Annotated in this window: 26 protein-coding genes and 1 pseudogene; 8 read left to right on the top strand and 19 right to left on the bottom strand. The window is 66.1% G+C overall.

The annotated features are described in order from the left end of the window. The 4 genes from QZ609_RS11555 to QZ609_RS11570 all read right to left on the bottom strand — a co-directional run. On the bottom strand, positions 1–867 hold an 867-nt coding region (locus QZ609_RS11555; protein ID WP_295494400.1), incomplete at its 3' end, for a chromate resistance protein ChrB domain-containing protein. Positions 868–887: 20 nt separating this feature from the next. Further along, complete coding sequence (locus tag QZ609_RS11560; RefSeq protein ID WP_295494403.1) at positions 888–1,106, bottom strand: hypothetical protein; 219 nt, start codon at positions 1,104–1,106, stop codon at positions 888–890. A 22-nt stretch (positions 1,107–1,128) separates the two neighbouring features. Then, the gene (locus QZ609_RS11565) at positions 1,129–1,389 is read right to left on the bottom strand and encodes a hypothetical protein (RefSeq protein ID WP_295494404.1); all 261 of its coding nucleotides are present in this window, start codon (positions 1,387–1,389) and stop codon (positions 1,129–1,131) included. Between the two features lie 35 nt (positions 1,390–1,424). Beyond that, entirely contained in the window at positions 1,425–2,111 is a 687-nt protein-coding gene (locus tag QZ609_RS11570) for a hypothetical protein (protein ID WP_295494406.1), read from the bottom strand. 81 nt (positions 2,112–2,192) lie between these two features. Between QZ609_RS11570 and QZ609_RS11575 the strand changes: the two genes are divergently transcribed. Further along, positions 2,193–3,236: an IS110 family transposase gene (locus QZ609_RS11575; protein ID WP_295494408.1), complete on the top strand. Its 1,044-nt coding sequence runs from the start codon at positions 2,193–2,195 to the stop codon at positions 3,234–3,236. A 558-nt stretch (positions 3,237–3,794) separates the two neighbouring features. Continuing rightward, a complete protein-coding gene (locus tag QZ609_RS11580; RefSeq protein ID WP_295494411.1) occupies positions 3,795–4,205 on the top strand; it encodes a VOC family protein in 411 nt (136 codons plus the stop codon). A gap of 93 nt (positions 4,206–4,298) precedes the next feature. Here the strand turns inward: QZ609_RS11580 and QZ609_RS11585 are convergent, their stop codons facing one another. Continuing rightward, a complete protein-coding gene (locus tag QZ609_RS11585) occupies positions 4,299–4,730 on the bottom strand; it encodes a hypothetical protein (protein WP_295494414.1) in 432 nt (143 codons plus the stop codon). Positions 4,731–5,394: 664 nt separating this feature from the next. Between QZ609_RS11585 and QZ609_RS11590 the strand changes: the two genes are divergently transcribed. Beyond that, positions 5,395–6,198: a hypothetical protein gene (locus QZ609_RS11590; protein ID WP_295494417.1), complete on the top strand. Its 804-nt coding sequence runs from the start codon at positions 5,395–5,397 to the stop codon at positions 6,196–6,198. A 224-nt stretch (positions 6,199–6,422) separates the two neighbouring features. On the opposite strand, the gene QZ609_RS11595 is transcribed toward QZ609_RS11590, so the two are convergent. After that, a complete protein-coding gene (locus QZ609_RS11595; protein WP_295494419.1) occupies positions 6,423–7,793 on the bottom strand; it encodes an AAA-associated domain-containing protein in 1,371 nt (456 codons plus the stop codon). Positions 7,794–7,817: 24 nt separating this feature from the next. Beyond that, positions 7,818–9,581, bottom strand: a complete 1,764-nt coding sequence (locus QZ609_RS11600; RefSeq protein WP_295494421.1) for an ABC transporter permease subunit — start codon at positions 9,579–9,581, stop codon at positions 7,818–7,820. 243 nt (positions 9,582–9,824) lie between these two features. On the opposite strand from QZ609_RS11600, the gene QZ609_RS11605 reads away from it, so the two are divergent. Continuing rightward, positions 9,825–10,121: an acylphosphatase gene (locus tag QZ609_RS11605; protein ID WP_295494423.1), complete on the top strand. Its 297-nt coding sequence runs from the start codon at positions 9,825–9,827 to the stop codon at positions 10,119–10,121. A gap of 41 nt (positions 10,122–10,162) precedes the next feature. Here the strand turns inward: QZ609_RS11605 and ppk2 are convergent, their stop codons facing one another. From ppk2 to QZ609_RS11620, 3 genes are all read right to left on the bottom strand, one after another. Beyond that, positions 10,163–11,062, bottom strand: coding sequence for a polyphosphate kinase 2 (gene ppk2, locus QZ609_RS11610; RefSeq protein ID WP_295494426.1), 900 nt, complete (start codon positions 11,060–11,062; stop codon positions 10,163–10,165). Positions 11,063–11,194: 132 nt separating this feature from the next. Continuing rightward, a complete protein-coding gene (locus QZ609_RS11615; RefSeq protein WP_295494429.1) occupies positions 11,195–12,052 on the bottom strand; it encodes a 23S rRNA (adenine(2030)-N(6))-methyltransferase RlmJ in 858 nt (285 codons plus the stop codon). 66 nt (positions 12,053–12,118) lie between these two features. Then, positions 12,119–13,552, bottom strand: a complete 1,434-nt coding sequence (locus QZ609_RS11620) for a CoA transferase (RefSeq protein ID WP_295494432.1) — start codon at positions 13,550–13,552, stop codon at positions 12,119–12,121. 115 nt (positions 13,553–13,667) lie between these two features. Between QZ609_RS11620 and QZ609_RS11625 the strand changes: the two genes are divergently transcribed. After that, positions 13,668–14,900: a citrate synthase family protein gene (locus tag QZ609_RS11625; RefSeq protein WP_295494476.1), complete on the top strand. Its 1,233-nt coding sequence runs from the start codon at positions 13,668–13,670 to the stop codon at positions 14,898–14,900. A gap of 28 nt (positions 14,901–14,928) precedes the next feature. Here QZ609_RS11625 and minE read toward each other — a convergent pair whose 3' ends face one another. From minE to minC, 3 genes are read right to left on the bottom strand one after another with little or no spacing between them, the layout of a single operon-like run. Further along, entirely contained in the window at positions 14,929–15,183 is a 255-nt protein-coding gene (gene minE, locus QZ609_RS11630) for a cell division topological specificity factor MinE (RefSeq protein ID WP_147214336.1), read from the bottom strand. A gap of 14 nt (positions 15,184–15,197) precedes the next feature. After that, a complete protein-coding gene (minD, locus tag QZ609_RS11635; protein WP_295494438.1) occupies positions 15,198–16,016 on the bottom strand; it encodes a septum site-determining protein MinD in 819 nt (272 codons plus the stop codon). Between the two features lie 46 nt (positions 16,017–16,062). Continuing rightward, positions 16,063–16,857, bottom strand: a complete 795-nt coding sequence (gene minC, locus QZ609_RS11640) for a septum site-determining protein MinC (RefSeq protein WP_295494440.1) — start codon at positions 16,855–16,857, stop codon at positions 16,063–16,065. A 317-nt stretch (positions 16,858–17,174) separates the two neighbouring features. Between minC and QZ609_RS11645 the strand changes: the two genes are divergently transcribed. Together QZ609_RS11645 and QZ609_RS11650 are read left to right on the top strand one after the other, a co-directional pair. Beyond that, positions 17,175–19,247, top strand: coding sequence for a bifunctional 2',3'-cyclic-nucleotide 2'-phosphodiesterase/3'-nucleotidase (locus QZ609_RS11645; protein ID WP_295494442.1), 2,073 nt, complete (start codon positions 17,175–17,177; stop codon positions 19,245–19,247). A gap of 12 nt (positions 19,248–19,259) precedes the next feature. Next, a complete protein-coding gene (locus QZ609_RS11650; protein WP_295494445.1) occupies positions 19,260–20,099 on the top strand; it encodes a tetratricopeptide repeat protein in 840 nt (279 codons plus the stop codon). Positions 20,100–20,108: 9 nt separating this feature from the next. On the opposite strand, the gene QZ609_RS11655 is transcribed toward QZ609_RS11650, so the two are convergent. From QZ609_RS11655 to QZ609_RS11670, 4 genes are all read right to left on the bottom strand, one after another. Then, positions 20,109–21,086, bottom strand: a complete 978-nt coding sequence (locus tag QZ609_RS11655; RefSeq protein WP_295494448.1) for a 2-dehydropantoate 2-reductase — start codon at positions 21,084–21,086, stop codon at positions 20,109–20,111. A 7-nt stretch (positions 21,087–21,093) separates the two neighbouring features. Continuing rightward, positions 21,094–21,927 (bottom strand): class II aldolase/adducin family protein, encoded by an 834-nt coding sequence (locus QZ609_RS11660; RefSeq protein ID WP_295494451.1) that lies wholly within the window; start codon positions 21,925–21,927, stop codon positions 21,094–21,096. Positions 21,928–22,031: 104 nt separating this feature from the next. Continuing rightward, positions 22,032–22,982, bottom strand: a complete 951-nt coding sequence (locus QZ609_RS11665; protein WP_295494453.1) for a DUF2272 domain-containing protein — start codon at positions 22,980–22,982, stop codon at positions 22,032–22,034. Between the two features lie 146 nt (positions 22,983–23,128). Then, a complete protein-coding gene (locus QZ609_RS11670) occupies positions 23,129–23,407 on the bottom strand; it encodes an HU family DNA-binding protein (RefSeq protein ID WP_004628548.1) in 279 nt (92 codons plus the stop codon). A gap of 627 nt (positions 23,408–24,034) precedes the next feature. Between QZ609_RS11670 and QZ609_RS11675 the strand changes: the two genes are divergently transcribed. Further along, entirely contained in the window at positions 24,035–24,580 is a 546-nt protein-coding gene (locus QZ609_RS11675; RefSeq protein WP_295494471.1) for an SET domain-containing protein-lysine N-methyltransferase, read from the top strand. 15 nt (positions 24,581–24,595) lie between these two features. Here QZ609_RS11675 and QZ609_RS26765 read toward each other — a convergent pair whose 3' ends face one another. Then, positions 24,596–25,114, bottom strand: coding sequence for an ATP-binding protein (locus tag QZ609_RS26765; protein WP_365901424.1), 519 nt, complete (start codon positions 25,112–25,114; stop codon positions 24,596–24,598). Then, positions 25,097–25,426: pseudogene (locus QZ609_RS26770) on the bottom strand (response regulator); the annotation flags it as partial. The gene QZ609_RS26765 and the pseudogene QZ609_RS26770, both read right to left, overlap by 18 nt. Positions 25,427–25,437 lie beyond the last annotated feature (11 nt).

A 25,437-nucleotide genomic window follows, 5' to 3' on the forward strand; every position in this document is an offset into this window, starting at 1 on the left:
CGCGCCGGCCAGGATGGCTTCGAAGCCGCTGGCTTCGGGCGCGGTCGAGCCGCCCACATCCAGCGCATGCACCACGGCGCCGAGCCGGGCGAGGCCGTGGTTGTCGTCCAGCCCGAAGCTCGCCAGCAGCACCTCGAACGACACGCGCTCGCCGACGTGCGTGAAGGTGGCGCCATCAAAGTCGAAGCCCAGTGCGTCGGCAGGGCAATCGGCGGGGCTGTCCAGCCAGGCAAAGCGTGCGTGCGGATCGATGAAGCGCTGGATCAGCCAGGCACTGGCGACGCGGTCCACCCACAGGTGGCGGCGTGTTGCCCACAGGCGGCCCTGGTACTGGGAGGGGTCGCGCCGGGGGATGTTGCCGTCGGCTGCGCGCGGCTCGCCGGGCGACTGGATGGCCTGGATGGCGGCAGCAAAATCCCGCCACTGCGCGGCGGCGCGTACGGACGCCTCATTCGGGAAGAAATCGATCTGGCGAATGGCTTCGTAGGCGCGCGCATGGCGGCGGTGCAGGCGATTGCGCTCGGCGGCCGCCAGCTCGGGCAGCGTCTTGCGCGCTTCCGACAACTCGGCGAGCCAATCGGTGTAGTCGGGCGTGCGATCGAACAGGGCCCGGTAGGCGCCCGTTTCCGCCGCCGCGTCGGCCTGCACGCGCAGCAACCAGGCCTGACCGTCTTCCTGCTCGGCCTCGTCGGCCAGCATGCGTAGCTGCGCGGCCAGCTCTGCATGCGCCGGCAACAGGTAGGCCCCGTCACGCAGGGCAGCGCAACCGAGTGTCTTGATGGCGCGCCAGATCCGCATGCGCGCCGTTGCGCTGGCGGTCGGCAGGCTGACGATCAGCAGGAGCCAGGAATCGGAGGAGGTCGTCATGACGGCAGCATAGGTGGCCGTCATAACTGCTGCAATGCTGTAGAGATTCCTACATCAGTGGAAGTGAGGGGAGGGCGTGGGGCGCTGGGCTCTGCCAACTGCAGGTAGACATCCTCGCGCGTCGTCGCGCCGTCCTGCAAGAACGCCAGCAGCTGCGGGTTGCCCAGCGGCGTGGTACCGCATCCGGCAAGAACGGTCGCGAGTGCGATGACGACCTTCAGGTGTGCGCTCGTACGCATGCAGCGCCCTCCGCAAACGACGCTAGGGCTTGACCACGGCTGCCACAATCTCGCTCACCGTCTTTCTGGCCTTGGCCGCCGCGCTTTCGTCGTACGCGACGGTCGTCCCGCGCTCGATGCATGAATCGCCGTACGTAAACGGCTGCCTGGTCCTGGCATTGATCAGCAGCCCGTGTTCAACCTCCACAGTCCGGCAGTTTCGTGTGGTTTGCGCTTGCGGCATTTGCTGCGGCTGCTTGAGCGCCCGCCAATCGAAGACATGATTCGCGCCGGCGTACTCCATGAGTTGAACGTCGTTGCCCTTCGCTTGCAGGCGCGCTACGTATGCGCGGCATGGCACGATGGAAGCGTAGTTGTCAGCCGCGCCATGAAAGACTCGCACGGGCCTGGCAACGAGGTCTTCGTCTTCGAGATACGTGTTGGAGCAGTCCGGATAGAAGGCGTGTAGGCCGCAAACTGGACACCCGGCGGCGCGTGCATCCGTTGGAAGCGCTTCATGCTCGCGTAAAGCGCGTTTTGTCCTCCGCGCGAAAATCCCATGAGCATCACTTTGGTCGGATCAATTCTGGGGTGCTTTGACAGAATTCCGAGCGCACGGTAGGCGTCTTCGGTTTGCGCCAGGCGACCGAGTTGAGACTGGTCGCTGTTTGTGTTGACGATGCCCCGACTCGAGAAGCTGTCGATGACAAACGTTGCCACGCCCATCGACAGAAAATCCTGCTCCCAGTCCATAACGTAGCCGAGAACCCCACCAGAGCCGTGCAGCAGGATGACGAGCGGAAGCCGATCGGTGCCACCCCGGGGGAGCCGGAGTTCGCCAGCCACCGTGACTGGCTTGCCATCTTCGCGGCCGGCAAGGAACTCCTGATCTGTCAGCGTGACGGATGGGATCGGGATCACCTCGATTCGCGCGGCTTGCGCGACTTGCGCGTGTCCGGCATTTGCAAAGCAGCCGAGCATGATGAGCAGTGCAATACGGAACGGGTACCTCTTGGCTGCCTGCATGGCGTGCCCCCCTGCTTAATGGAATGGTCTGCCCCTCCTGCCGAACACCGGCATACTGGGTTCCTCTAACGGGAGGCCACCATGAGCAATGAAGCTGTTCGCGTCATCGGGATCGATCTCGGCAAGAACTGGTTCCACCTCGTTGCGATGGACGATCGGGGCCATCCGTTGTTTCGCAAGAAGCTCAATCGCACCCAGCTCGCGGAGTTTGCCGTCACGGCACCTGCGTGCATCGTCGCCATGGAGTCTTGTCCTGGCTCGCAATACTGGGGACGTCGCTTCCAGAGTGCCGGACACACGGTGCGCGTGATCCCGGCCCAGTTCGTGAAGCCCTACCTGAAGTCGAACAAGAACGACTTCAACGATGCCGAGGCGATCGCCGAGGCCGCCAGTCGCGGCACCATGCGAACAGTGCCACTCAAGTCGACCGACCAGCTGGAGATGCAAGCCATTCATCGTGTCCGGCAGCGCTTCATCGTCGAACGTACCGCTGTCGTGAACCAGATGCGTGCCTTGCTTCTCGAGCACGGCATCGTGATCCCCGTCGGGCGTGCCTTGTTCGCACGTAGCTTGCCGCGCATTCTGGAAGGTGCAGAGAACGGCTTGTCGATAAGGATGCGCCAGCTCTTGCAGCGCTTGCGGGAGCGCTGGCAAGGGCTCGACAAGGAGATCGATTCGGTTTCCGCCGAAATCCATGAGATTGCCAGAGACTCCGAGTTGTGCCGGCGCGCCACCACCGTGCCTGGGGTCGGTCCCATCATTGCAAGCGCCATGGTCGCCGCGATCGGTAGCGGCCAAGCGTTCGGCAAGGGGCGCGACCTTGCTGCGTGGCTTGGACTGGTGCCCAAACAGTACTCGACCGGTGGCAAGTCAAATCTCGGTGGCATCAGCAAGCGAGGCAACAGCTACTTGCGCATGCTCCTGATCCAGGGGGCGCGTGCGCTGATGATCCACATGAAGCGTGAGCGATCTCGTATGGGGCAATGGCTCCAGGAAATTGAGAAGCGCAGCCACCCACACGTCGCGCTGATCGCTCTTGCGAATAAGATCGCCCGCATCTGCTGGAAGGTGCTCGTTAGCGGCGAACAGTATCGACCGTTTCCGAATGCGCCGATGACCACCTGAGCACCATCGAACCTCCGAAGGAAGTCACACCGTCTTGTTTTTGCGAGCCGTAGTTGTTGATGACAGAACCGTTGACCGGCGCGCCTTTAGCCTGGCTAAAAAAGCAGTCTTCCGTGACTGAACGCTTTATGAGGCAAGGCGCGCGCGGATTCCATCAAGGCCGGGAGCCAGCGTTCCCAACTGTAGGCCGGATACATTGACGCAAAACGTTCTTCTGACGTCGGCAAAGACAGCTTGCAAGACCGGGGCAGACCATACATTTTTTAGTACTGATTCATGCCCGGATTTGCCTGGTCGAGTATAGGAAAACCTCGCAGTATCGGCCATGCGGCCCGGTGATCGAAAACCGGCTGGCAGCCGCACCCCATAATGCCCGTTCATCTGACCGAGCTGTGCCCAGTGGTTGCCGCTGCCTGCCGATTCGCGCAAGGCCGTTGCGCCCGAGCGAAGGAGCCACGCTTGATCCATGCGCAGCAGCCAGTTGAATCCGCAACCCTTTGCGGACAGCCCGCCATCAGGCCACAATCGCTTGACGAGTCTCCTCTGAGGACGTGCGCCATGGTCACATTCCAGCCGGACGGATGGCATACCGTTACGCCCCGAATCGTCGTGCGCGATCCGGAGGGCCTGGTGACCTTCATCAAGACGGTCTTTCAGGCGCAGGGCGAATTCCATCCCGGACGGCCTGCCGAAATCAGGATCGGGGACTCCATCTTGATGGTCAGTGATGGCGGTGGCCTGCGCGACCTGGCCCCAGCGTTTCTGTACGTCTATGTGGCGGACACGGATGCGACCTATGCGCGAGCGATTGCGGCAAATGCGGTCTCACTCGAACGGCCGGCCGACATGCCGTATGGCGATCGGCGCGCCATGGTCAGAGACGGGTGGGGGAACACGTGGCAGATCGCCACGCACAAGCGCGACCGCTCGGTAGAGGTGATCGCTTCAGGCTCGGCCAACGGAGGGTAGGCCGAGACTTGGGGAGCAATGAAGGGGGCAACCACGAAGGCGATGAAGGCGAGTACACGGTCGACCGGTCCGCCCCCTCGAACCTCCACCAGATCACCCACGCATGCGCAGCAGATCCGCATACGAGATCAGTTTGCGTTTGCCCGTGCCAAGCGCCTTGCGCTTTGACGGTGCGCGGGTGGGTTTGCCGTGCTCGAACTTGGCGGCAGCGCGTGCGTCTTCCCTTGCGTGCACGCTTGCGGTCTTGGCTTCTGCCTTGAGGCGGTCAGCTTCCAGGCGTGCGGCAACACGCTCCTCTCGGGCAACATCCTGCGCGGCCGACAGGATTTCGGCCCTGAGTTGATCGCGCCGTTGCTTGGCAGCGGCACGGGCAGCCTGCAATTGCTCCTTCCTCTGCCGGAGCCAGTCTTTCCGGTTCACCGGCGCGGGCCTGGCCTCGGGCGGCACGCTCAGGCGTAGCGCCCTGCTGAGCGCAGCTTTCTCGGTGAGAAGCGTGCGCCGCGCGTCCGGTTTCGCATTGCTCACGATACGTCACTCTCCCCAAGAGCACATAAGTACTGCTCGTGCACCAACCGTCGATGGATGTCTGCCTCCCAACATTCTATTGAATTGCCATGGGACTGACTTGGGTGACACCTCTTTCAGCTGACCTTGCGCCATCTCTGCGAGCTTTGCTTCGATTCTCGCCATCGTGGCCATCGGGGTATCACCCATAAGGACCTCGTTGTCCAGTCGCACTGTTACAGCCCTGAAACAGGTTGTGCCCGCAATCCCTTCCCGCGACGACCGTGAGCCCCTGAACGCTTGCAGTGTCGACATTGGAGCGAATCTTGCGAGAACGGGCGCTTGCGGAGGCACAGCGTGCCGAGGCGCGGCATGGATAGCAGTGCATTCAATCGAGCCATGCTCCAGTCGCTGGAGTGAGCGCAGCGGCCCGGGAGCCAGGACCACGAATCTCAGGCTTGAAGCGCCCCGCGTGGTTTCGGCCGCGCCAATGCGCTGCCGATTTTTGGGTCGTGACGATTCAACAAAGAAGAACAGGCTGACTTTGAAGAAGAGGGCGCGCTCGCTCCCCTTGTTTCTCGCTTGCAATGTCATGGTTGTCCTATCTACGAGTGTCGGTGCGGCCACCATTAGTGGTGGCATCAACGGCGTGTTCGGGATGACCGGTGTCGTTGCTGGAGAAGTCATGCGTCTGACCGTGGCCAGTGGCCCGGCGCAGGTGAGTGAGATGGTGACGCCGTGTCAGTTCGAACTGAGCTTCGTCGATGCCCACGGTCGTCCTCTCGTCAACGAGGAAGGGGGGCAGCCCTATCGCGAACGTGTGACGATCGCACCAGGCTCGACAGAATCGCTTGAGTTTGTCGCGCCTAGCCGTGCCGTCGGTATCGGCAATCGCATCGCAGTGCGGCCACTGGTGCGACAGATCCCGCCGCAACTGTCTGCGGGGTGCTCACCGATGCTCAGTGCGGAAATCTTCGATGGCGTCAGCCGGGTCATGAAGGTCGCCACTCCGCCAGACCCGTGTTACCCGATATCACCGACCGACGCATCCTGCCCCACCTCGCGCTTTGGCCTGTTCGTGCTGGAGCGGGGGAGAACCGCACGCTTTAGCGCCACGGCATATCCGCAAGATGCCGTCGCCCTGCCAGATCCGATCAGGGTGGAACTGAGTTTTGTCGATGCGGACGACCGGACGATCATTGGGCCCGATGGCAAACCCGCCATCATCGAAGTCGTGCTCGCGCCTGGCGTGTCGGCGTCACTGGACTTCCCTGCGATCACCGAAAGCCGCAGCGCGGTCCGCCCGCTGATTCGGCAGGTCTTCCCGTCGAGCCCGATACCTGTCGCGACCAGCCTCGAATTGCTCGATGGCGTCACGGGTGCCATCACGGCGGTCGCTTACCCAATGCCTCTCAGGACTGTCTCTGGGGTCAAGCGCCCGACCTTCGGGGCAAGGGGGCAGTACGTATCCGGACCGGTCGGGCACTAACCACGGGCAGGCTGTTGGCCGACTGCGTCAGCAACCGCTCGCTAGCCGCAGCGACTGACCGAAGCCGGTTCGGCATGACGCTTCTTCGAGGGCAAGAGATTGGATGGCAAGAGGCGGCCGGCAGCGGGCGGCTGTCGCGTCGCGCAGGAACGCACGCGTGAACATGAAAAGAGCCGCATCATGCGGCTCTTTCTTCTCTGCGTGAACAACCACTAGGGCTGGCCTCAGGCCGCCGCCGCCCCATCCCCACCTTCCTCCGCCTCCCGCTCTTCACGCTCCTCGCGCGGCAGGATCAGCATGCCGGTGTTGTACACGTACTCGTACACCTCGCCGTAGCGGCCCCATTCAATGGCGATCTTGAGCACGCGCTCGGCTTCCTCGGGCTTGAGGTAGGCCTCCAGTTCGCGCAGCACGTGTGCTTCGCGAATCTCGCCGTCTTCGTTGGTGTCGAGCTCGGTGCGGATGTGCGCGGCCAGGGCCACCTGCTCCAGCAGCTTCTGGCCGAACAGCACCTTGCGCTCGGGCGGCTCGGTTTCCATGTAGGTCTTGCCGAACGGGGTGACGATGATGTCGCCGCGCTCCAGCGTGGCCAGCTGCAGCAGGGCCAGCGCTTCGCAGGCGGGCAGCAGGTCGTCGTCGGTCACGCCGGCTTCTTCGGCCAGGTGCGGCAGGTCGGCACGGCCGTTGAAGGGCGCTTCCACCAGCAGGTCCAGGATGGCCTCCATCTGGCCGATCTCGGCTTCCGGCAGGCGGTAGGCGAGTTGCTCGGCGGCGGCCTCGGCGCCCACGCGCACGCCCACGCGCTCGGGCGTGGTCATCAGGCCGTACACCTCATCGATCAGGTTGCGCACGGCGGCGGAATCCCGATTGCGCGGGCGCGCGAAGGGCACACGCACCTCGGCGCGGATGCGCCCCGGGTCGCTGGAGAGGATGACGATGCGGTCGGCCATCATCACGGCCTCTTCAATGTTGTGCGAGACGATCAGGATGGCCTTGGTCTTGGTGCGACGGCCTTCCCACAGGTCGAGCATTTCGTCGCGCAGGTTCTCGCCGGTGAGCACGTCCAGGGCAGAGAACGCTTCGTCCATCAGCAGCAGGTCGGGCTCGGTCACCAGGGCGCGCGCAATGCCCACGCGCTGGCGCATGCCGCCCGACAGTTCGCGCGGCAGGGCGCTGTTGAAGCCCGACAGGCCGATCAGGTCGATGGCCTGCTCGGCGCGCTCTTCGCGCTCGGCCTTGGCCACGCCTTGCGCTTCCAGGCCCAGCTCCACGTTCTGCTGCACGGTCAGCCACGGGAACAGCGCGAACGACTGGAACACCATGGCGATGCCCTGCACCGGGCCGGCGTATTCGCGCCCGCGGAACAGCACCTGGCCGCGATCCGCGCGCACCAGGCCCGCCATGATGCGCAGCAAGGTCGATTTGCCCGAGCCGGACTTGCCCAGCATGGCAACGATCTCGCCCTCGCGCAGGTTGAGGTCCACGCCTTCGAGCACCGAGCGGTCGGTGTGGTCTGCCGTGCGGAAGATTTTCGAGACGCCGCGCAGCTCGATGACGCTTTCGGCGCTTTGGCTGTTGGTGCCGTTGGTGGCCATGTTGAGTTCTCTACAAAAATCGTCTTACAGGCGGGTGCGCTCTTGCGCGATGTCATACAGCCGGTTCCACAGCAGCCGGTTGAAGCCGACCACGAACAGGCTCATCACCACAATGCCCAGCGCAATGCGCGGGAAGTCGCCCTTGGAGGTCATCTCGGCGATGTAGCTGCCCAGGCCCGTGGCCACCAGCGTGCGGTCGCCCCACGTCACGTATTCGGACACGATGCTGGCGTTCCACGAACCACCGGCGGCCGTCACCAGGCCCGTGAGCAGGTTGGGGAACACGGCCGGGATCAGGAAGCGCTTCCACATCAGCCAACCGCGCAGGCCGAAGTTGCGCGCGGCCAGTCTCAGCTCGGTCGGGATGCCCGTCGCGCCAGCAATCACGTTGAACAGGATGTACCACTGTGTGCCGAAAATCATCAGCGGGCTCAACCAGATCTCCGGGTTGAGCGAGAAGCGCGCGATGAGCATCACCGCCAGCGGGAACATCAGGTTGGCCGGGAACGCCGCCAGGAACTGCGCCACCGGCTGGGCGACGCGCGCCACGTTCGGGTTCAGGCCGATGCGGATGCCGATCGGCACCCAGATCAGCGCGGCCAGCGCAATCAGCAGGATCACGCGCGTCATGGTCAGGAAGCCGAGCCACAGCACGTGGCCGACCTCGCCCCAGCCCACCTCGGAGCGCACGAACTGCAGGATGTGCACAAGCGCCGCCAGCGCGGCCAGGATGATGATGACGTCGGCCACCCGGTTCCACCACGGGAAGCGGGCAAAGCCGTTGCTGTTGGTGGAGGCCTTCGGCCGCGTGCGCTCGGCGCCCCAGGACAGCGTGCGCTCGGCCAGCGCGGCGGTGCGCTCGAGCAGCGCCTTGACCCACTCCGAGCGGCGCAGCAGGTCCAGCAGCCACGATTGCGGCTCGCGCTCCGACGACATCGCATCGAAGCGGAAGCGGTCTGCCCACGCAACCAGCGGGCGGAACAGCAGTTGGTCGTACAGCAGAATGCCGATCAGCATCGTCAGGATGGCCCAGCCGATGGCGTGCAGGTTCTGCTGCTGGATCGCCAGCGAGATATACGAGCCGATGCCTGGCAGCTTGATGTCGTGGCCCGACACCGAGATGGCTTCCGAGGCCACCACGAAGAACCAGCCGCCCGACATCGACATCATCATGTTCCACAGCAGGCCCGGCATGGCGAACGGCACTTCCAGGCGCCAGAAGCGCTGCCATTTGGACAGGCGGAACACCGTGGCCGCCTCTTCCAGGTCGGTCGGGATGGTGCGGAACGATTGGTAGAGCGAGAACGCCATGTTCCACGCCTGCGACGTGAAGATGGCGAAGATGGCCGCGCACTCCACGCCCACCAGGTTGCCCGGGAACAGCGCGATGAAGCCCGTGACCGTGATCGACAGGAAGCCCAGCACGGGGATGGACTGCAGGATGTCCAGCGCCGGTACCATCACCTTCTCGGCGGTGCGGTTCTTGGAGGCGATGGCGGCAAAGGCGAACGAGAACGCCAACGACGCGGCCAGCGCCAGCAGCATGCGAATGCTGGTGCGCAGCAGGTAGTAGGGCAGCTGGACCACGTCCAGGCTCACGTCCAACTGCGTCTCGCCGGGCGTGTAGGGCACGTTCATCTGCTTGGCAGCAAAGGCCACAAGCACGATGGCCGCCAGGATGATGGGCAGCAGCGCCAGGTCGAAGCGGTTGGGCGGCGCCGTCAACAGGCTGCCGAAGTTGACGCTGAAGGGGCCCCGGATCGTGGTTTCGTTGTCGTTTTGCTGCATTGGAAAGACCGGGACGGAGGGCTTTCAAGCCAGGGTTCAATCGGGTGCGCCGCGTGTGACGCTTGGCACCCGGCGGCAAGCCGCCTAGTTTACCTTGCGTAACGCCAGACCTAGCCGCGCGGTTGTCAGTCTGCCCGCGTCACATTCCAGAAATGTGACACGGATGCGACAGCGCAGGTTTGTCATGTTTTCGCCAACGTTCACCCAACGCCAACGATTGCCGGCGCCGTCCGGCCATCCCCTATGTCCACCACGTCCGCCACGCTTCGTGTGATCGTCACCGTACAGGGCCGCGTCCAGGGCGTCGGCTACCGGGCCGCCTGCGCCGACATGGCGCGCGCCCTGGGCCTGCGTGGCTGGGTGCGCAATCGGCGCGACGGGGCGGTCGAGGCGTTCCTGTCCGGCCCCGAGACCACCGTGCTGCGCATGCGGGAGTGGATGTGGGAAGGGCCCGACGCGGCCCAGGTGACCCAGCTCGACACCGCCTCGGGCGAGGATGAGCCGACGCCGCCCGGGTTCGAGGTGCGGCCGACGGTGTAGGGCCGGGGCCCGTTGTTCGTTGGTCGGTGCCCGGCGTCGCCTCAATACCGGTTGGGCACGATCATCTCGTCCGGCACCGGGTGGCGGATGTATTCCGCGTGGTGCACGCGCTCGGGCAGCACCACCGGCTGATGCGCTACCTCCTGGTACGGCACCTGGCTCAGCAGGTGCTGCATGCAGTTCAGGCGCGCGCGCTTCTTGTCGTCGCCCAGCACCACCCACCACGGCGATTCGGGAATGTGCGAGCGCTCCAGCATCACTTCCTTGGCGCTCGTGTAAGCCTCCCAGCGGCGGCGGCTTTCGAGGTCCATCGGGCTGAGCTTCCACTGCTTGAGCGGGTCCTTGATGCGGGCCTCGAAGCGCGCTTCCTGCTCCTCGTCCGTCACCGAGAACCAGTACTTGAGGATCTGGATGCCGGAGCGCACCAACATCTTTTCGAACTCGGGCACCGAGCGGAAGAACTCCTCGTATTCCGCGTCGGTGCAGAAGTTCATGACGCGCTCGACGCCGGCGCGGTTGTACCAGCTGCGGTCGAACAGGACGATCTCGCCGGCGGCCGGCAGGTGCGCGACGTAGCGCTGGAAGTACCACTGGGTGCGCTCGCGGCTGGTGGGCGCAGGCAGGGCGGCCACGCGGCACACGCGCGGGTTCAGGCGCTGGGTGATGCGCTTGATGGCGCCGCCCTTGCCGGCCGCATCGCGCCCCTCGAAGATCACCACCAGCCGGTGGCCGGTCTGGACCACCCAGTCCTGCAGCTTGACCAGTTCGCCCTGCAGGCGGAACAGCTCGCGGAAGTACAGGCGCCGGGCCTCGCGCGCTTCGGCATTGTCAGCCTCGCCGTCGAGGATGTGGTCGTCGATCTCCATCTCCAGCTCTTCGTCCCAGCTGTCGATGAGGTCTTCCCGCAGGCGCGCCTGCAATTCAACTTCGCGCTCACCCATGCTTCATGCTCCTGCCGATCCGGTGCGGCCCGCCGCGCAGATGGCGGGCATCGTTCAAGAATACGTTTGCGTTCTGCGTTCGTACCACGCGCGCGTGGCAGGGCAGTGACATGGGCCTGGGTGGCCTACGTCTCAGCTCGACTCGCCTTCCAGCGTGAACTTGGCCGCGCCGTCCTGGCCGAGCAGACGCACCAGCGTGGGCATGGCCTCTGCCAACTGTGCCTTGAGCGTCCACGGCGGGTTGACGATGAACATGCCGCTGCCGTGCAGGCCCAGGCCGCCGGCCACCGGCTGCTTCACCGTCAACGTCACGTGCAGCCAGTCGGTCAGCCGCAACTGCTTCAGGCGGGCCGGAAATTGCACCGATTCGCGCCGCTGCACCTGCGGATACCAGATCGCATAGGTGCCGATGGCAAAGCGCTGCAGGCCGTCCTGCAGGGTCTGCACGGTGCGCACGTAGTCCTTCTTGTCTTCGAAGGACGGATCGATCAGCACCAGCGCGCGGCGCGGCGGCGGCGGCAGGATCGCCTTGACCCCGTCAAAGCCGTCGCCGTCGTACAGCATGACCCGGCGGCCGGCGCCACGGAAATTGTTGGACAGCACCTTGATCTCGGTGCTGTGCAGCTCGAACAGGCGCAGGCGATCGGCATCGCGCAGCATCTGCCACGCCAGCCACGGCGATCCGGGGTAACGCTTGAGCTCGCCCTTCGGGTTCAGCTCGCGCACCTGGCCGAGGTAGGCATCGAGCAGCGCGGGCATCGGCTCACCCGCGGCGGCGGCGCGCCACAAGGGGCCGATGCCGGTCTCGAACTCGGCCTTCTTCTGGGCCCACTCGTGGTCGAGCGCGTAGAGGCCGGCGCCCGCATGCGTGTCGATGTACCAGAACGGCTTGTCCTTCTGCGTCAGGTGGTCGAGCAACTGCACCACGATGGCGTGCTTGAGGACATCGGCATGGTTGCCGGCGTGAAAGGCGTGACGATAGCTGAGCATGGACGGGCCATGTGCGCCCGGAACATCAGGCGCAACAACGGCGGTAACAGACGGTAGGCGCGAATGCTACCACCGCGCGGCGTGCGTCCCCAGCGGTACGGCAGGCAGCGTCCAGTGCGGCGGCGTGTCGGAGAGCTGCCCGGCGTGGCGCAGCGCCGTGAGCGTGCCGAAGCCCGAAGGCGTGGTCTCGAGGTACGCGCCGAGGTCTTCGTAGCGCGGATCGGGCGATGCGAGGCCGCCCGGCACCCGGCCGAAGCTGCGCAGCCAGCGCCCCGTCTGCGCCAGCGACACGCGCACATGCCAGCTGCCGCCCTCGGTCATGCGGCGGGCGAGTGCGGCCATGGCACCGGCGGCCAGCAGGTAGCCGGCGCCATGGTCCAGCGCCTGGGCGGGCAGGGGGCGCGGCTTGGCCTCGCCCGCCGCATCGGCTTCGGCCCAGTTGAAGCCGCTGGCGGTCTGCACCAGCGAGTCGAAGCCGCGCCGGCTGGCCCATGGCCCGACATGGCCATACGCGCTCAAGCTCACGTAGACGATGCCCGGGCGCCGCGCCGCGGCCTGCTCGGGGCTGAAATCCAGCGTCGCCAAACCGCCCGGCCGATAGCCCTGCACGAAGATGTCGGCGCGGCGCAATAGGGCGCGCAGCTGGTCAGCATCGGCGGCGTTGCGCACGTCGAGCTGGGCGGAGCGCTTGCCACGGCCGGTGTCGATCACCAGCGGTGGAATGGCGGGCAGGTGCGGCGCGGTGATCAGCAGCACGTCTGCGCCATGCGCGGCCAGCGTGCGGCCGCACACGGGGCCGGCAATCACGCGTGTGAGGTCCAGCACGCGCACGCCGGCGAGCGGCCGGCCATCGGCATGCGTGGGTAGCGGCTCGGGCGGTGCGTCACCAATGCGCTCGATGGTCATCAGCGGCAGGCCCGCCACGGCGATACCTTGCGGGTGGCGGTCCCACTCGTCGAACGTGCGGCCGGCCGTCACCACCATGCCGGCCGCGGCCGCCGCATCCTCGAAGGCTTCAGCCTGCCAGCCGGCCAGGGCAGCGGCCACGGCGTCACGGTCATACGCGCAGCCCAGCAGGCGCAGCACGCCGTCACGGTGATGCGGGAAGTTGGTATGCAGGCGCACCCAGCGCCCGTCGCCACAGCGGTACAGCCCGGCGATCTTGTCCCACGGGTCGGGCGGCTGTTGGCCGTCGACGCGGAAGTAGCGCTCGGAGCGGAACTCCAGCGCGGCGTGCTGCATGTCGACCGACACCGTCTGCCGGCGCCCGGTGCGCAGCGTATCGACCTGGGCCGCGGCCAGCGTGGCGGCGGCGATGGTGCTCTGCGCCAGCGTGCCCACCGCAAACGACGAGGGCAGCGCCGGGTCGGCACCCGTGAGCGTGACGCGTGACAGCGCGTCGGCCGGCTGGCCAAGCACGCTCCACAGGTGGGCCAGGGCATCGGCGGGAGCAACGGGTCCAGCGGGAGAATCGACCCGATCGACAGCGGTAGACGGCATGGCAGGGCTCCTCAGAAGAAGGTGACCGCATTACAGACCCGCGCTGTCGATAGCGTCAACATTGACTAGACTGATCAACCTCGACGGCCATCGCGCCACACTGCACGCTCCCCGCATGCCCACCTACCTCGACGCCACTGAAGCCGCCCGGCGCCTGCACGTCTCGCGCCCGACGCTGTACGCCTACGTGAGCCGCGGGCTGCTGGCCGCCTACCCGTCGCCCGACGGACGCGGCAGCCGCTACCGCGAGGCCGACGTGGCGCGCCTGGCCGATCAGCGTGCGGGCGGACGGCGCCCGCGCCAGGTGGTGCGCCACGCGCTGGACTGGGGCCTGCCGGTGATGGAATCGTCCATCACGCTGATCGACCACGGGCGGCTGTTCTATCGCGGCATGCCGGCGGTCGAGCTGGCCGAGCACGCCACGCTGGAAGCTGTTGCCGCGCGGCTGTGGCAATGCGACGAGGCAGCCGCCTTTAGCGCGCCCGCGCCGGTGCTGCCCGAGAGCTGGTATGCGGCACTGGCTTCGCTGTCTGATGCCGACATCCGCCAGCGCTGCATGGCGCTGTGCACGCTCGCCTTGCCCGCGCTGGACGAAGCCGCGTGGCGGCAAGACGCCGTCCGCACCGCACGCGATGCCGGCGCGCTGCTGCGCCTGGTGTTTGCCGCCATGCTGGGCCGCGCGCCCGATGCTGCGCCGGTGCACCTGCAATGCCAGCAGGCGTGGGGTGTCAATGCGCAGGCCGCCGAGGCCATCCGCGTGGCGCTGGTGCTATGCGCCGATCACGAGTTCAACGCGTCGAGCTTCGCTGCACGCGTGGTGGCTTCCACAGGCGCAAGCCTGGGGGCGGTGGTCAGTGCGGGACTGGCTGCGCTCACCGGGGGCCGGCATGGCGGCACCACCGCGCGCGTTGAAGCGCTGCTCTGCGAGCTGGAAGGGGAGCGGTCCGTGACGAGCGCACTGCGTCAGCGCCTGGACCGTGGCGATGCGCTGCCCGGCTTCGGCCATCCGCTGTATCGGGAAGCCGATCCGCGCGCGCTGGCCATCCTGGCCCGGCTGCCGAAGACGGGCGCGGTGCGCAGGCGGCTGCAATCCGTGATCGATGCCGTGGCCGGCCTGACCGGCGACGGGCCGTCGGTGGACTTCTCGCTGGTGGCCTTGCGGCGCGTGCTTGGCTTGCGCGAGGGCGCCGCCTTTGGCCTGTTTGCGGCGGGGCGCACGGCCGGCTGGATCGCGCACGCGCTGGAGCAGCGCGCGGCAGGGCAATTGATCCGCCCGCGCGCGGCCTATGTGGGGCCGATGCCGGCCGCGCCGGAAACGCCGGCGGGCCGCATCATCCGCGTCAGGTAACGACGAGGCTCAGGCTTATTTCACAGGCTCAGGCCTGCGGAATCTCGATCTTGACCTCCAGCACTTCCAGGTTGTCCTGGCGCTCGAGGTTGACCTTGATGTCGTCGTTGCCGATCTTCACGTACTTCGAGATCACGGCCACCAGCTCGCGCTGCAGCGCGGGCAGGTAGTCAGCAGGCGCACCGCCGCCGGTGCGTTCGTGGGCGAGGATGATCTGCAGGCGTTCCTTGGCGACGCTCGCAGTCTTCTTCTTCTCGCCCAGCAGGAAAGACAGAATCGACATGGATGTGCGTCTCCTTATTTGCTGCCGCCGAACAGGCGTTGCAGGAAGCCCGGCTTGTTGTATTCGACGTAGCGCAGCTCCTTGTCCTTGCCCAGGAAGCGGTCGATCACGTCATGGTAGGCGTTGGCCACGTCGGAGCCTTCCAGGTGGATGGCCGGCAGGCCCTGGTTGGACGCCTGCAGCACGGCTTCCGATTCCGGAATCACGCCGATCAGCTTGATGCGCAGGATCTCCTGGATGTCGGAGAGCGACAGCATCTCGCCTTCCGACACGCGCTTCGGGTTGTAGCGCGTGAGCAGCAGGTGTTCCTTGATCGGGTCCTTGCCTTCCACCGCGCGGCGCGACTTGGACGACAGGATGCCCAGGATGCGGTCCGAATCGCGCACCGACGACACTTCCGGGTTGGTCACGACGATGGCTTCGTCGGCAAAGTACATCGCCATCAGCGCGCCCGACTCGATGCCGGCCGGCGAATCGCAGACGATGTATTCGAAGCCCATCTCCTTGAGGCCCTCGATCACCTTCTCGACGCCTTCACGCGTGAGCGCGTCTTTGTCGCGCGTCTGCGAGGCGGGGAGGATGAACAGGTTCTCGCACTTCTTGTCCTTGATCAGGGCCTGGTTCAGGTTGGCCTCGCCGTGGATCACGTTGATCAGGTCATACACCACGCGACGCTCGCAGCCCATGATGAGGTCGAGGTTGCGCAGGCCGACGTCGAAGTCGATCACGGCGGTCTTGTGGCCGCGCAGCGCGAGGCCGGCGGAGAACGCCGCGCTGGTGGTCGTCTTGCCGACGCCGCCCTTGCCGGAGGTGACAACGATGATTTTGGTCATGGCTCGTAGATCGGTCAGTTAAATCGCTCGGCACGCATGCAGCGTGTTACTTCATCCGCAACGGTTCGAGAACCAGCGTGTTGTCCGCGAGCCGGATCTGCGCAGGCTTGCTGGCAAAGGCTTCCGGCCACGGGGTTTCGCCGGTGCGGTAGATGCCGGCGATGGAAATCAGTTGGGGCTCCAGGCACGTGCAGAAGATGCGTGCATCGAGGTTGCCCTTGACGCCTGCCAGCGCGCGGCCGCGCAGCGAGGCATAGACGTAGATGTTGCCCTCGGCGATCACCTCGGCGCCGTCGCTCACCAGGTCGAGCACGACCAGGTCGCCGCGCGCGTAGATGCGCTGGCCGGAACGCAGGGGGCGGTCGATGATCATCGTGCCGGGCTGCGTGGCCGCGGCTTCAACCGGGGGTGGGGTGGATGCTGCCGGTGCCGGTGCGGGTGCCTCGACGGCGGGCGCGGCCTGGGCCGCGTCTTCCGCGAACTGGGCGTCGGTGTCCTTGCCGTCTTTCTCGCCGCGCGGGCGGCGGCCATGGCTATCCAGCAGCGGCAGTCCGAAGGCCTGGGCCCACTCGGCCTGCTCGGGGCTGGCCACCACGCCGATCGCGCGGGCACGCAGCGTGCCCAGGGTCTCCACCAGACGGTCGAGGGGCAGACGTTCGTCCTCGGCCAGGCGGCGCACGTCGATGGCGATCACGTCGTTGGAGAAGAACTCCGGCGTGTCGGCAAAGCGGCGCGTGAGCTCGGCGGCGAGGGCGTCCATGTCGGCGGTGCGCGGCGACAGCAGCAGGGCATCGACGGTGCCGCTGCGAATCTCGAACAGCGGCGCTTTCTTCTGGGACATAGAACGGCTACGCGGAAAAATGGGCTCATTCTAACGTTGTTGACGAAGCGTCTTGGTTTTTTTGCCCGCGCCGGTCGCCCATCCGGCGGAGACGCCCGACTGGCGGACCTTTTGGAAAGCTGACGGGCGACGCGCAACTGTCACTCTGCGTTCACGGCGCCGTCACGCGCCGTTTCGATACTCGCTGGCTCTGAGCCCCCCGGCCCAGTCCGTTGTCCTTCCGCGTTGCGCAAACGATGGCAATCGATTGCGCACGCGCGTCTTCCGCAGTCTGCAGTCCCGTAGTCCGCACACCAAAAACAATCAGGGAGAAGTTCATGCGAGTCCGACTGTCGTCGACGGCTGCCGCTTTGCCGGCTGCCGTCTTGTTGTCCCTTTCGCTTGCCGCCTGCGGCGGCAGCGATGATGCCCCGACCTCCGTTTCGTCCACCACGCCTGCCGCATCGGTGGCGCCCACCGGCACCAAGGCCACGCTGGCTGTGCTGGAAACCACCGACCTGCACACCAACGTGCTGTCGTACGACTACTTCAAGCTGGCGGCCGACAATTCGCTCGGCTTCGAGCGGGTGTCGACGCTGATCGCGCAGGCCCGCACGCAATTCCCCAACACGCTGCTGCTGGATAACGGCGACACCATCCAGGGCACCGCGCTGTCGGACTACCAGGCCATGGTCAGCCCCATCGCCTGCGGCCAGACGCTGGCGATCTACAAGGTGATGAACGCCGCCAAGTACGACGGCGGCGGCATCGGCAACCACGAGTTCAACTACGGCCTGCCGTACCTGTCGCAGGTCACGGGCAACACCTTCAACGTGGGCGGCCTGCCGGACCCGTCGGCGCAGACCAAATGCGCGGGCCCGAACTTCCCGCAGGTGCTGGCCAACGTGATGAGCGCGAAGACCAACGCGCCGCTGTTCCAGCCCTACACCATCCTCACCAAGACCGTGACGGCCACCGCGCCGGATGGCAGCACCATCACCGCGCCGGTCAAGGTCGGCATCATCGGCTTCACGCCGCCGGCCATCACCGCGTGGGACAAGCGCTGGCTGGACGGCAAGGTCTACACGGTCGGCATCAAGGAGACCGCGGCCAAGTACATCCCCGAGATGCGCGCCGCCGGCGCAGACATCGTGGTCGCCATCTCGCACGGCGGGCTGGACAACTCCGCCTATTCGCCGACGATGGAGAACGGCAGCTGGTGGCTCGCCACCGTGCCGGGCATCGACGCGATGCTGATCGGGCACTCGCACCAGTTGTTCCCGAACGCCACCAGCACCGTTGCCCAGTTCAACCTGCCGGGCGTGGACAAGGTCAAGGGCACGGTGAATGGCGTGCCGACCGTGATGGCCAACTTCTGGGGCAAGCACCTGGGCGTGATCAAGCTGGGCCTGGCCTTTGACGGCACCCACTGGAGCGTCGACAAGACCCAGACCACGGTGGAAGCGCGCTCGATCCAGAACCCCGACAAGACCTACGTGGCAGCCGACCCGACCGTGTCGGCGGCCATCAACGCCGAGCACCAGGCCACCATCAGCTACGTCAAGACGCCAATCGGCAGCACCGACTTCCACATGAGCAGCTACTTTGCCGACGTGGGCGACCCGACCGCGATCGAGATCGTCAACCAGGCGCAGGCCGACTACGTGTCGACCTACATCCAGGCCAACCTGCCGCAGTATGCGTCGCTGCCGGTGCTGTCGGTGAGCGCGCCGTTCAAGAGCGGCTTTGGCGGCGGCACCGACTACACCGACGTAGCCGCCGGCCCGCTGGCGATCAACAACGCAGCCGACCTGTACCTGTACCCGAACACGATCTACGCGGTGAAGGTGAGCGGGGCGGACATCAAGAACTGGCTGGAGACAGCGGCCAAGCGCTTCAACACCATCGACCCGACCAGCGCGACGGTGCAGAAGCTCATCAGCAGCTTCCCCGGCTACAACTTCGACATGTTCACTTCGCCGGATCTGTCCTATGAGATCGACGTGACGCAAGCCGTGGGCAGCCGCATCAAGAACCTGCTGTACAAGGGCGTGGCGATCGACCCGGCGGGCCAGTTCATCGTCGCCACCAACAACTACCGCGCCAGCGGCGGCGGCAACTTCCCGGGCCTCGACGGCAGCAAGACCATCTACGCCTCGCCGGATGCCAACCGCGATGTGTTGATCGCCTACATCAAGAAGCTCGGCAGCGTCACGCGCGTCACCAACGGCTCGCAGCGTAGCTGGCGCTTCACCAAGCTGGCGAGCTCGTCGGCGCTGGTGCAGTTCTCGTCGGCGCCTGGTCACATTGCCGATGCGAATGCGGCCGGCCTCAACAACATCACGCAGGTCGCCGCCGATGATGGCAGCGGCAAGGGTCTGGCCACGTACCAGATCGACCTGACGCAGTAAGGGGAGCCGGCCATGCCTTCGTTTCGTTCCGCATGGGCCGGTGCGCCGGCCGCTTCATCGTCGGTCTCGTCGGCGGAGCCGGCCTCGCAGTCGGTGCCATTGCTGACGGGCGCCGCCGCGCTGGCGGTGGCCGTGGCGGTGGGTGGGTGGCTGTTCGGCACGCGCCACGCCGCCACCGTCGATGCCACCCAGATCGAAAGCTGGCGTGCGATGGTGGTGCAGGCGCTGGAGCCGCGCGCACTGGGCCAGTTGCGTCGACTGTCGCGCAACGGCTCGGCGCCGGCGCAAGCGGCGTTGGGCGAGGCGCTGTTGAGCGCGCACGATCCGTCGCTGCGCGGAGAAGGCCAGCGCTGGCTGGAAACCGCCGCTGAACCGCGCGACGGCGGGGGGGATATGCGAGCGCAGCTCGCGCTCGGCAAGGCGCTGCTGCTCGGCACGGGCGATGTGGCGCGCGACTATCCGCGCGCGCTGCGTCTGCTACGCCGGGCCGCCGACCAGGGCGATGCGCCGGCGGCGTACTACCTCGGCGTGATGTTTCGCAGCGGCTACGGCACGGCAGCGGATGCCGCGCAGGCCGCGCACTGGTTCGACCGGGCTGCGCGCCACGACATCCCCGCTGCGATGTTCATGCTGGCCAACGCGTACCGTGACGGCGATGGTGTGCCGCGTGACGAGGCACGTGCATTGGCGTTGTATGAGGAAGCCGCCGAACACGAACTGCCCGAAGCCGTGCAAGCGTTGGCAATGGCCTACCAGAACGGCGAGCTTGGCCTCAAGCGCGATGCCGCCGCGTTCCACGCCCAGTGGATCGAAACGGCGCATGCGCTGAAGCATCCTGCGCTGGCGCCGTAAGCCACACCCTCAGTAAAGCCCCCGGGTCTGGGCGTGCAAGCGCACCAGACCCAGCAACGCATCGATCTGCGGGGTCGGCACCCCCACGTGCTGGCCGATCTCGCGCACCGACGCCACCAGCGCGTCGATCTCCAGCGGGCCGCGTCCGGCTTGCGCATCCTGCAGCATCGAGGTCTTGAACGCGCCGAGCTGGCGCGTCACCGCGCTGCGCTCTTCGCCGCTTTGCACGATCGGGCAGCCGATGCGCGCGCCGATCGTCTTCGCTTCGTCCATCACCGCCAGGCAGAAGGCGGCGACCAGCGGGTCATCGAGGATGCGATCGCAGGTGGCGCCGGTCAGCACCGACACCGGGTTCATCGTCATGTTGCCCCACAGCTTGAACCAGATGTCGCGCTGGATGGCATCGCTGCGTTCGATCTGCAGGCCGGCACGCTCAAGGCGCGCCGCGATGGTTTCGAGACGGTTGGATAACCCACCGACAGGCTCGCCGAGGATCAGTCGGCGGCCGAAGCCGTGGCGCACGTGTCCCGGCGACGCCGTCGAGCACGTCAGGTGCACCACGCAGCCGAGCACGTTCTTCGTTGGGATGGCTTGAGCGATGTGTCCGTGCGGATCGACGGCCTGCAAGCGCTGGCCTTCCAGGGGCCCAGGCCGATCGAAGAACCACCACGGCACGCCATTCATCGCCACCACCACGCAGGTGTCGGCGCCGATCAGCGGGACGATGCTTTGTGCCACGCTCTCCATGGCCGGTGCCTTGACGGCGACGATCACCAGGTCCTGCACGCCCAATGCGCGCGCGTCGTGGCTCGCGCGCACGGGCACGGTGTGCGTTGCGCCGTCTTCGGTCAGGCGCAGGCCTTTGGTCTGCAGCGCCTCCAGCGTGGCGCCACGCGCCAGCACGTTGATGGACTCGCCGGCCAGCGCCAGCCTGGCGCCCAGATACCCGCCGACAGCGCCGGCGCCCACGATGCAGATTCGGGTCATGTCTTGCTCAGGAACGGTAGGAAGGATCGATGCGGTCGATGGTGCGCGTGAGTGCCGCGAACACGTCTTCACCAGCACCGAAGTTCGGGTTGAACTGCAGTGAATCGCGCGTGCAGTTGCGCGCGATGGCGTCGGGGATATTCAGCACCGGGCCCATCGACGTCGAGGCCAATTGGATCTCGCAGGCACGATTTAGGAGCCACAGCACGGCAAACGCCCGCGCAATCGAATCGCCCCACGCCAGCAGCCCGTGGTTGCGCAAGATGACGGCGGGCTTGTCGCCGATGTTGCGCACCAGGCGCGGGCCTTCATCGGCATGCACGGTGATGCCCTCGAAGTCGTGATACGCGACCTTGCCGTGCAGCTGCGCGGCGTAGAAGTTGCTGATCGACAGGCCATCGCGCGCGCACGCGACCGCCATGCCGGCGGTGGTGTGGGTGTGCATCACGCAGTGCGCGCCGGGAATGCCGGCATGGATGGCCGCATGCACGGTAAAGCCGGCGGGGTTGACTGGCCAGTCGGGTTGGCCGGCGACACGCTGCACGTTGCCGTGCAGGTCGATCTTCACCAGGTTCGACGCGCACACCTCGGCATAGGTCAGGCCGAATGGGTTGATCAGGAAATGCGGGCCGCCTGTATCGCTCGCGCCGTCCTCAGGTGGCAGGCGCAGCGTGATGTGGTTGTAGATCAGCTCGGTCCAGCCGAGGTGCGCAAAGATGCGGTAGCACGCCGCCAGCTTCACGCGTGCGGCCCATTCGCGCGGGCCGCACCAGGCGGGGCGATGGGCCTGGATGTCCCGTCCGGTATCGGGGGCATCGGGGGAAAGCGATAGCACCGTCATGACCTGTCTCCTGGTCGTGGCGCCAGTCCCAGTGCCGGCGCCTTTGTTGTTCACATGTTAATGAACTGGCGCCGAACGTCAAATGCCGTTACAGACTTCGATTGTCAGGGCAGTTGGTTGCGCAGGATCACCAGCCACTGCATCACCGAGTTGGTGTACGGGTCGAGCTGGTTGGCGTCGTTGAGTTCGGTGATGCTCATCGAGGCCGATTGCTGCACGTTGCCGCCGATCGACTTGACCTCGTGGCGCTGCAGGTCCACCTCGACCACGAGGTCGCAGTGCATGGGCGTCATGCCAAAGCGGATCTCAGCGGGGTCGGACATGAAGCGGTCGGCGCCGCGCGCGGTACAGATCAGGTCGCCGGGGCGAGGCACGGCTGGGGTGCGTTCGAGCTTGAAGGCCGGGTGCCGGAGCAGGTGGTCGCGCGCGTCGGTCACGTATTCGGCGTGGGTGGCGCCGGTCAGGAACTGGTCGTTGCCAAGGCCCGCCTTGCGCATGATCCACGAGATGAACACGGCCGACCATGCCCAGCCGCCGGTGGTCAGCTGCTGGCAGGTCGGCTCCTTGCCGACGATGCCCCAATAGCGCTTGGCCAGCCTGCAGCCGCGTGCGGTGGCTTCGCCGCCGGTGCCGTCGGGATAGCGCAGACAGGGCGTGGGCGGTGTCGCGGCAGGGGTGACGGGCACGTTGGCCAAGGGCTTGGCAGCCGGCATGTCGCTGCCGGCATCATCGTCACCGGCGGCCTGGGCCGGTTCACCGACGGTCAGCCAGCGGCCTTGTGGCTGGTCGGGAAAGCCGCCGCCGGTCACGCAATACGTATCGTCACGCCCCACGTGGACGACCTGCCGGCCCCAGCGGTCCCACTCTGTCAGCGCGATCTCGATCATCTTCTCGCGCGGGGTGGCGCCGGGGCGCGTCGCCACCACTTCGTTGTCGGGCAGCGGCTCGGCCTGCGGGCGTGCAGGCGGCGTGGTGCAGCCGGCCATCCAGAGCACCGGGGCCATCGACAACAGCGGAAGCAGGATGCGCAGAACGCGCAGGGCAGGGCGGGACATGCAGGGCGGAGATTCTGTACGGGTCAGTCAGATCGACCCTCCGACGTGGTATGCCAGTGCCGCGGATCAAACACGCTGGCGGTGGCATGCCACGTCGACGGCGTCAGGACCAGTCTAACCCTGGTCTGCGCCGCGATGGCCAACGCTTAGGCGTTGACGGCGTCCTTGAACTTCTGGCCGGCCTTGAACTTGACGGTCTTGGCGGCTTCGACCTTGATCTCTTCGCCGGTACGCGGGTTGCGGGCCATGCGCTCGGCGCGCTCGCCTTGGCTGAAGGTGCCAAAGCCGATCAGGCTGACCGCGTCACCCTTGCCAACGGATTCCATGATGGCTTGCAGCGTCACGTTCAGTGCCTGCTCAGCCTTCGCTTTGGTCAGACCGTCTACACCGCTGGCGATGGCGTCGATCAGTTCAGTTTTCGTCATTGCTTGACTCCCTTCAAGAGTAGATAAAACACACAGCAGAGCCCCCGGGGGATGGCTCCAAGGGCGACATGATACCGGCATGCGCTGCGCGCCGGCATGTGTGCTTTGTAACGACACCGTATGCGCAGGTTCCGCAAACCCGCATGGCGCTTGCATTACGCGGTGATCACATCACATCGATTCCGAGACAACGGGGTAGGGTTCTTCCGTGGTTCGCTCACAGTTGATGAGATCGACGGCAGTCGATCGATGGGTTTACCTTTTTCTTTATGTATACAAGTAGTAGTAGTAGATAACGTCGCCCTGTTTCTGTGGATAACTGGAAAAAGCGCTTTGGCTTCAGGCACTTGTTGCAAGCAAAACCGACCGGACAGGGTGTGCCCTCGCGTGGATGAGTCGGGGGTCTTGTGCCACCCCCTGTCGGCAAGTGCACAAGTTGTTCCCGTGCCATCGACAGGGGAGCCACAGACAGCGAACAGGCTTTCCCGGTAGTTATCCACAGTTGCAGGCTGGGTTATCCACATTGCGCCTGGTCTGGCATGTGGCGGCAGGTGTCGAGGCGCCATGCTTTTGGTGTAGGCTCACGCCTTCGTTGATCGACGTTCGCTGTTCACCTTCGCCTGCCCCATGCCACGTTCTTCCGCCGCCGCCCAAGACCTGGACACTGCTTCGCCGACGCCGGAAGCACCGGAAGCACCGGAAGCCCCGGCCAACCTGCGCCGCCGCGACCGCATCGAGGTACGCGAATCGGGCGTGCACGGCCGCGGCGTGTATGCCGTGACGACCATCGCGAAGGGCAAGAAGATCATCGAATACAAGGGCGAGCACATCTCGTGGAAGGAGGCGCTGCGCCGCCACCCGCACGACCCCACCGACCCGAACCACACGTTCTACTTCAGCCTGGAAGACGGCAGCGTGATCGACGCCAAATTCGGCGGCAACCGCGCGCGCTGGATCAACCACGCCTGCAAGCCGAACTGCGAGGCACGCGAGAAGGATGGGCGTGTCTTCATCCACGCCAAGCGCGATATCGAACCCGGTGAAGAGCTGTTCTACGACTACGGCCTGGTGATCGAAGGCCGCCAGACCAAGGCGTTGAAGGCACAGTTCGCCTGCCACTGTGGCGCGAAGAAGTGCCGCGGCACGATGCTGGCGCCGCCCGGGAAGAAATAAGGCAGCGACGCTGCCCTAGATCGCGTCAACCACCAGCGGCAGGCGCAGCACGAAACGCATCACGCGGCCGCCGTCGCGCGCGAGCGCGTCGTCGATGGCGACTGTGCCGCCGTGCAACCGCACGATGTCGTGCACGATGGCCAGGCCCAGGCCGCTGCCTGGCGGCTGGTCCGGACGATGATCGGCATCGCCTCGGAAGAAGCGTTGGAATACATCCTCGCGCCGGTCGGCGGCGATGCCTGGGCCGTTGTCTTCCACACTCACCACCCCCCACCAGCGCGAAGCCGCATCGGCGTCGATGCCCGCGCGCAAGGTCACGCGTCCGCCTGAGGGCACGTACTTGACGGCGTTGTCGAGCAGGTTGCCGATGGCCTCGTGCAGCAAGACGGCATTGGCCAGCACCGGCGCGCCGAGCGGCGCGGCCGAACGCGCTTCCTGCGGCCAGGCTTCGAAACCGAGATCGAGCCCGTGCGCCAGCGCGCGCGGCACCCATTCCGCGCCGGTATCGAAGGCCAGCGCCACCAGCTCCAGCATCTCGAACGGTTTGAGCAGGTAGTCGTCGGCGCCGGCGTTGAGGCCGTCGACCTTGTCCTGCAGGCTGTCGCGCGCGGTCAGGATCAGTACCGGCGTGCTGCGGTCGCGCGCACGGTATTGCGACAGCAGCGTCATGCCGTCGATGCCCGGCAGGCCGAGGTCGAGGATCACCAGGTCGTGTGTTTGCCGGTTGAGCTGCTCGGCGGCAAACACGCCGTCATGCACGGCATGGACACGATGGCCTGCCTGCGTGAGGCCGGCATGGATACCGCTGGCGATGGCGCGGTCGTCTTCAATCAGCAGGATGCGCATCGATGCGGGAT

This window comes from uncultured Ralstonia sp., from assembly GCA_913056305.1.
In the GTDB taxonomy this organism is placed as follows: domain Bacteria; phylum Pseudomonadota; class Gammaproteobacteria; order Burkholderiales; family Burkholderiaceae; genus Ralstonia.

Coding starts and splice junctions, on each gene's coding strand:
- QZ609_RS11580 (WP_295494411.1), top strand. CDS start 3,795: ATGGTCACATTCCAGCCGGACGGATGGCATACCGTTACGCCCCGAATC.
- QZ609_RS11560 (WP_295494403.1), bottom strand. CDS start 1,106: ATGCGTACGAGCGCACACCTGAAGGTCGTCATCGCACTCGCGACCGTT.
- QZ609_RS11675 (WP_295494471.1), top strand. CDS start 24,035: ATGCCACGTTCTTCCGCCGCCGCCCAAGACCTGGACACTGCTTCGCCG.
- QZ609_RS11670 (WP_004628548.1), bottom strand. CDS start 23,407: ATGACGAAAACTGAACTGATCGACGCCATCGCCAGCGGTGTAGACGGT.
- QZ609_RS11655 (WP_295494448.1), bottom strand. CDS start 21,086: ATGACCCGAATCTGCATCGTGGGCGCCGGCGCTGTCGGCGGGTATCTG.
- minC (WP_295494440.1), bottom strand. CDS start 16,857: ATGTCCCAGAAGAAAGCGCCGCTGTTCGAGATTCGCAGCGGCACCGTC.
- QZ609_RS26765 (WP_365901424.1), bottom strand. CDS start 25,114: ATGCTGGAGCTGGTGGCGCTGGCCTTCGATACCGGCGCGGAATGGGTG.
- QZ609_RS11600 (WP_295494421.1), bottom strand. CDS start 9,581: ATGCAGCAAAACGACAACGAAACCACGATCCGGGGCCCCTTCAGCGTC.
- QZ609_RS11605 (WP_295494423.1), top strand. CDS start 9,825: ATGTCCACCACGTCCGCCACGCTTCGTGTGATCGTCACCGTACAGGGC.
- QZ609_RS11570 (WP_295494406.1), bottom strand. CDS start 2,111: ATGCAGGCAGCCAAGAGGTACCCGTTCCGTATTGCACTGCTCATCATG.
- QZ609_RS11665 (WP_295494453.1), bottom strand. CDS start 22,982: ATGTCCCGCCCTGCCCTGCGCGTTCTGCGCATCCTGCTTCCGCTGTTG.
- QZ609_RS11625 (WP_295494476.1), top strand. CDS start 13,668: ATGCCCACCTACCTCGACGCCACTGAAGCCGCCCGGCGCCTGCACGTC.
- QZ609_RS11590 (WP_295494417.1), top strand. CDS start 5,395: ATGCGTCTGACCGTGGCCAGTGGCCCGGCGCAGGTGAGTGAGATGGTG.
- ppk2 (WP_295494426.1), bottom strand. CDS start 11,062: ATGGGTGAGCGCGAAGTTGAATTGCAGGCGCGCCTGCGGGAAGACCTC.
- QZ609_RS11565 (WP_295494404.1), bottom strand. CDS start 1,389: ATGGAGTACGCCGGCGCGAATCATGTCTTCGATTGGCGGGCGCTCAAG.
- QZ609_RS11660 (WP_295494451.1), bottom strand. CDS start 21,927: ATGACGGTGCTATCGCTTTCCCCCGATGCCCCCGATACCGGACGGGAC.
- QZ609_RS11615 (WP_295494429.1), bottom strand. CDS start 12,052: ATGCTCAGCTATCGTCACGCCTTTCACGCCGGCAACCATGCCGATGTC.
- minD (WP_295494438.1), bottom strand. CDS start 16,016: ATGACCAAAATCATCGTTGTCACCTCCGGCAAGGGCGGCGTCGGCAAG.
- QZ609_RS11595 (WP_295494419.1), bottom strand. CDS start 7,793: ATGGCCACCAACGGCACCAACAGCCAAAGCGCCGAAAGCGTCATCGAG.
- QZ609_RS11575 (WP_295494408.1), top strand. CDS start 2,193: ATGAGCAATGAAGCTGTTCGCGTCATCGGGATCGATCTCGGCAAGAAC.
- minE (WP_147214336.1), bottom strand. CDS start 15,183: ATGTCGATTCTGTCTTTCCTGCTGGGCGAGAAGAAGAAGACTGCGAGC.
- QZ609_RS11650 (WP_295494445.1), top strand. CDS start 19,260: ATGCCTTCGTTTCGTTCCGCATGGGCCGGTGCGCCGGCCGCTTCATCG.
- QZ609_RS11645 (WP_295494442.1), top strand. CDS start 17,175: ATGCGAGTCCGACTGTCGTCGACGGCTGCCGCTTTGCCGGCTGCCGTC.
- QZ609_RS11620 (WP_295494432.1), bottom strand. CDS start 13,552: ATGCCGTCTACCGCTGTCGATCGGGTCGATTCTCCCGCTGGACCCGTT.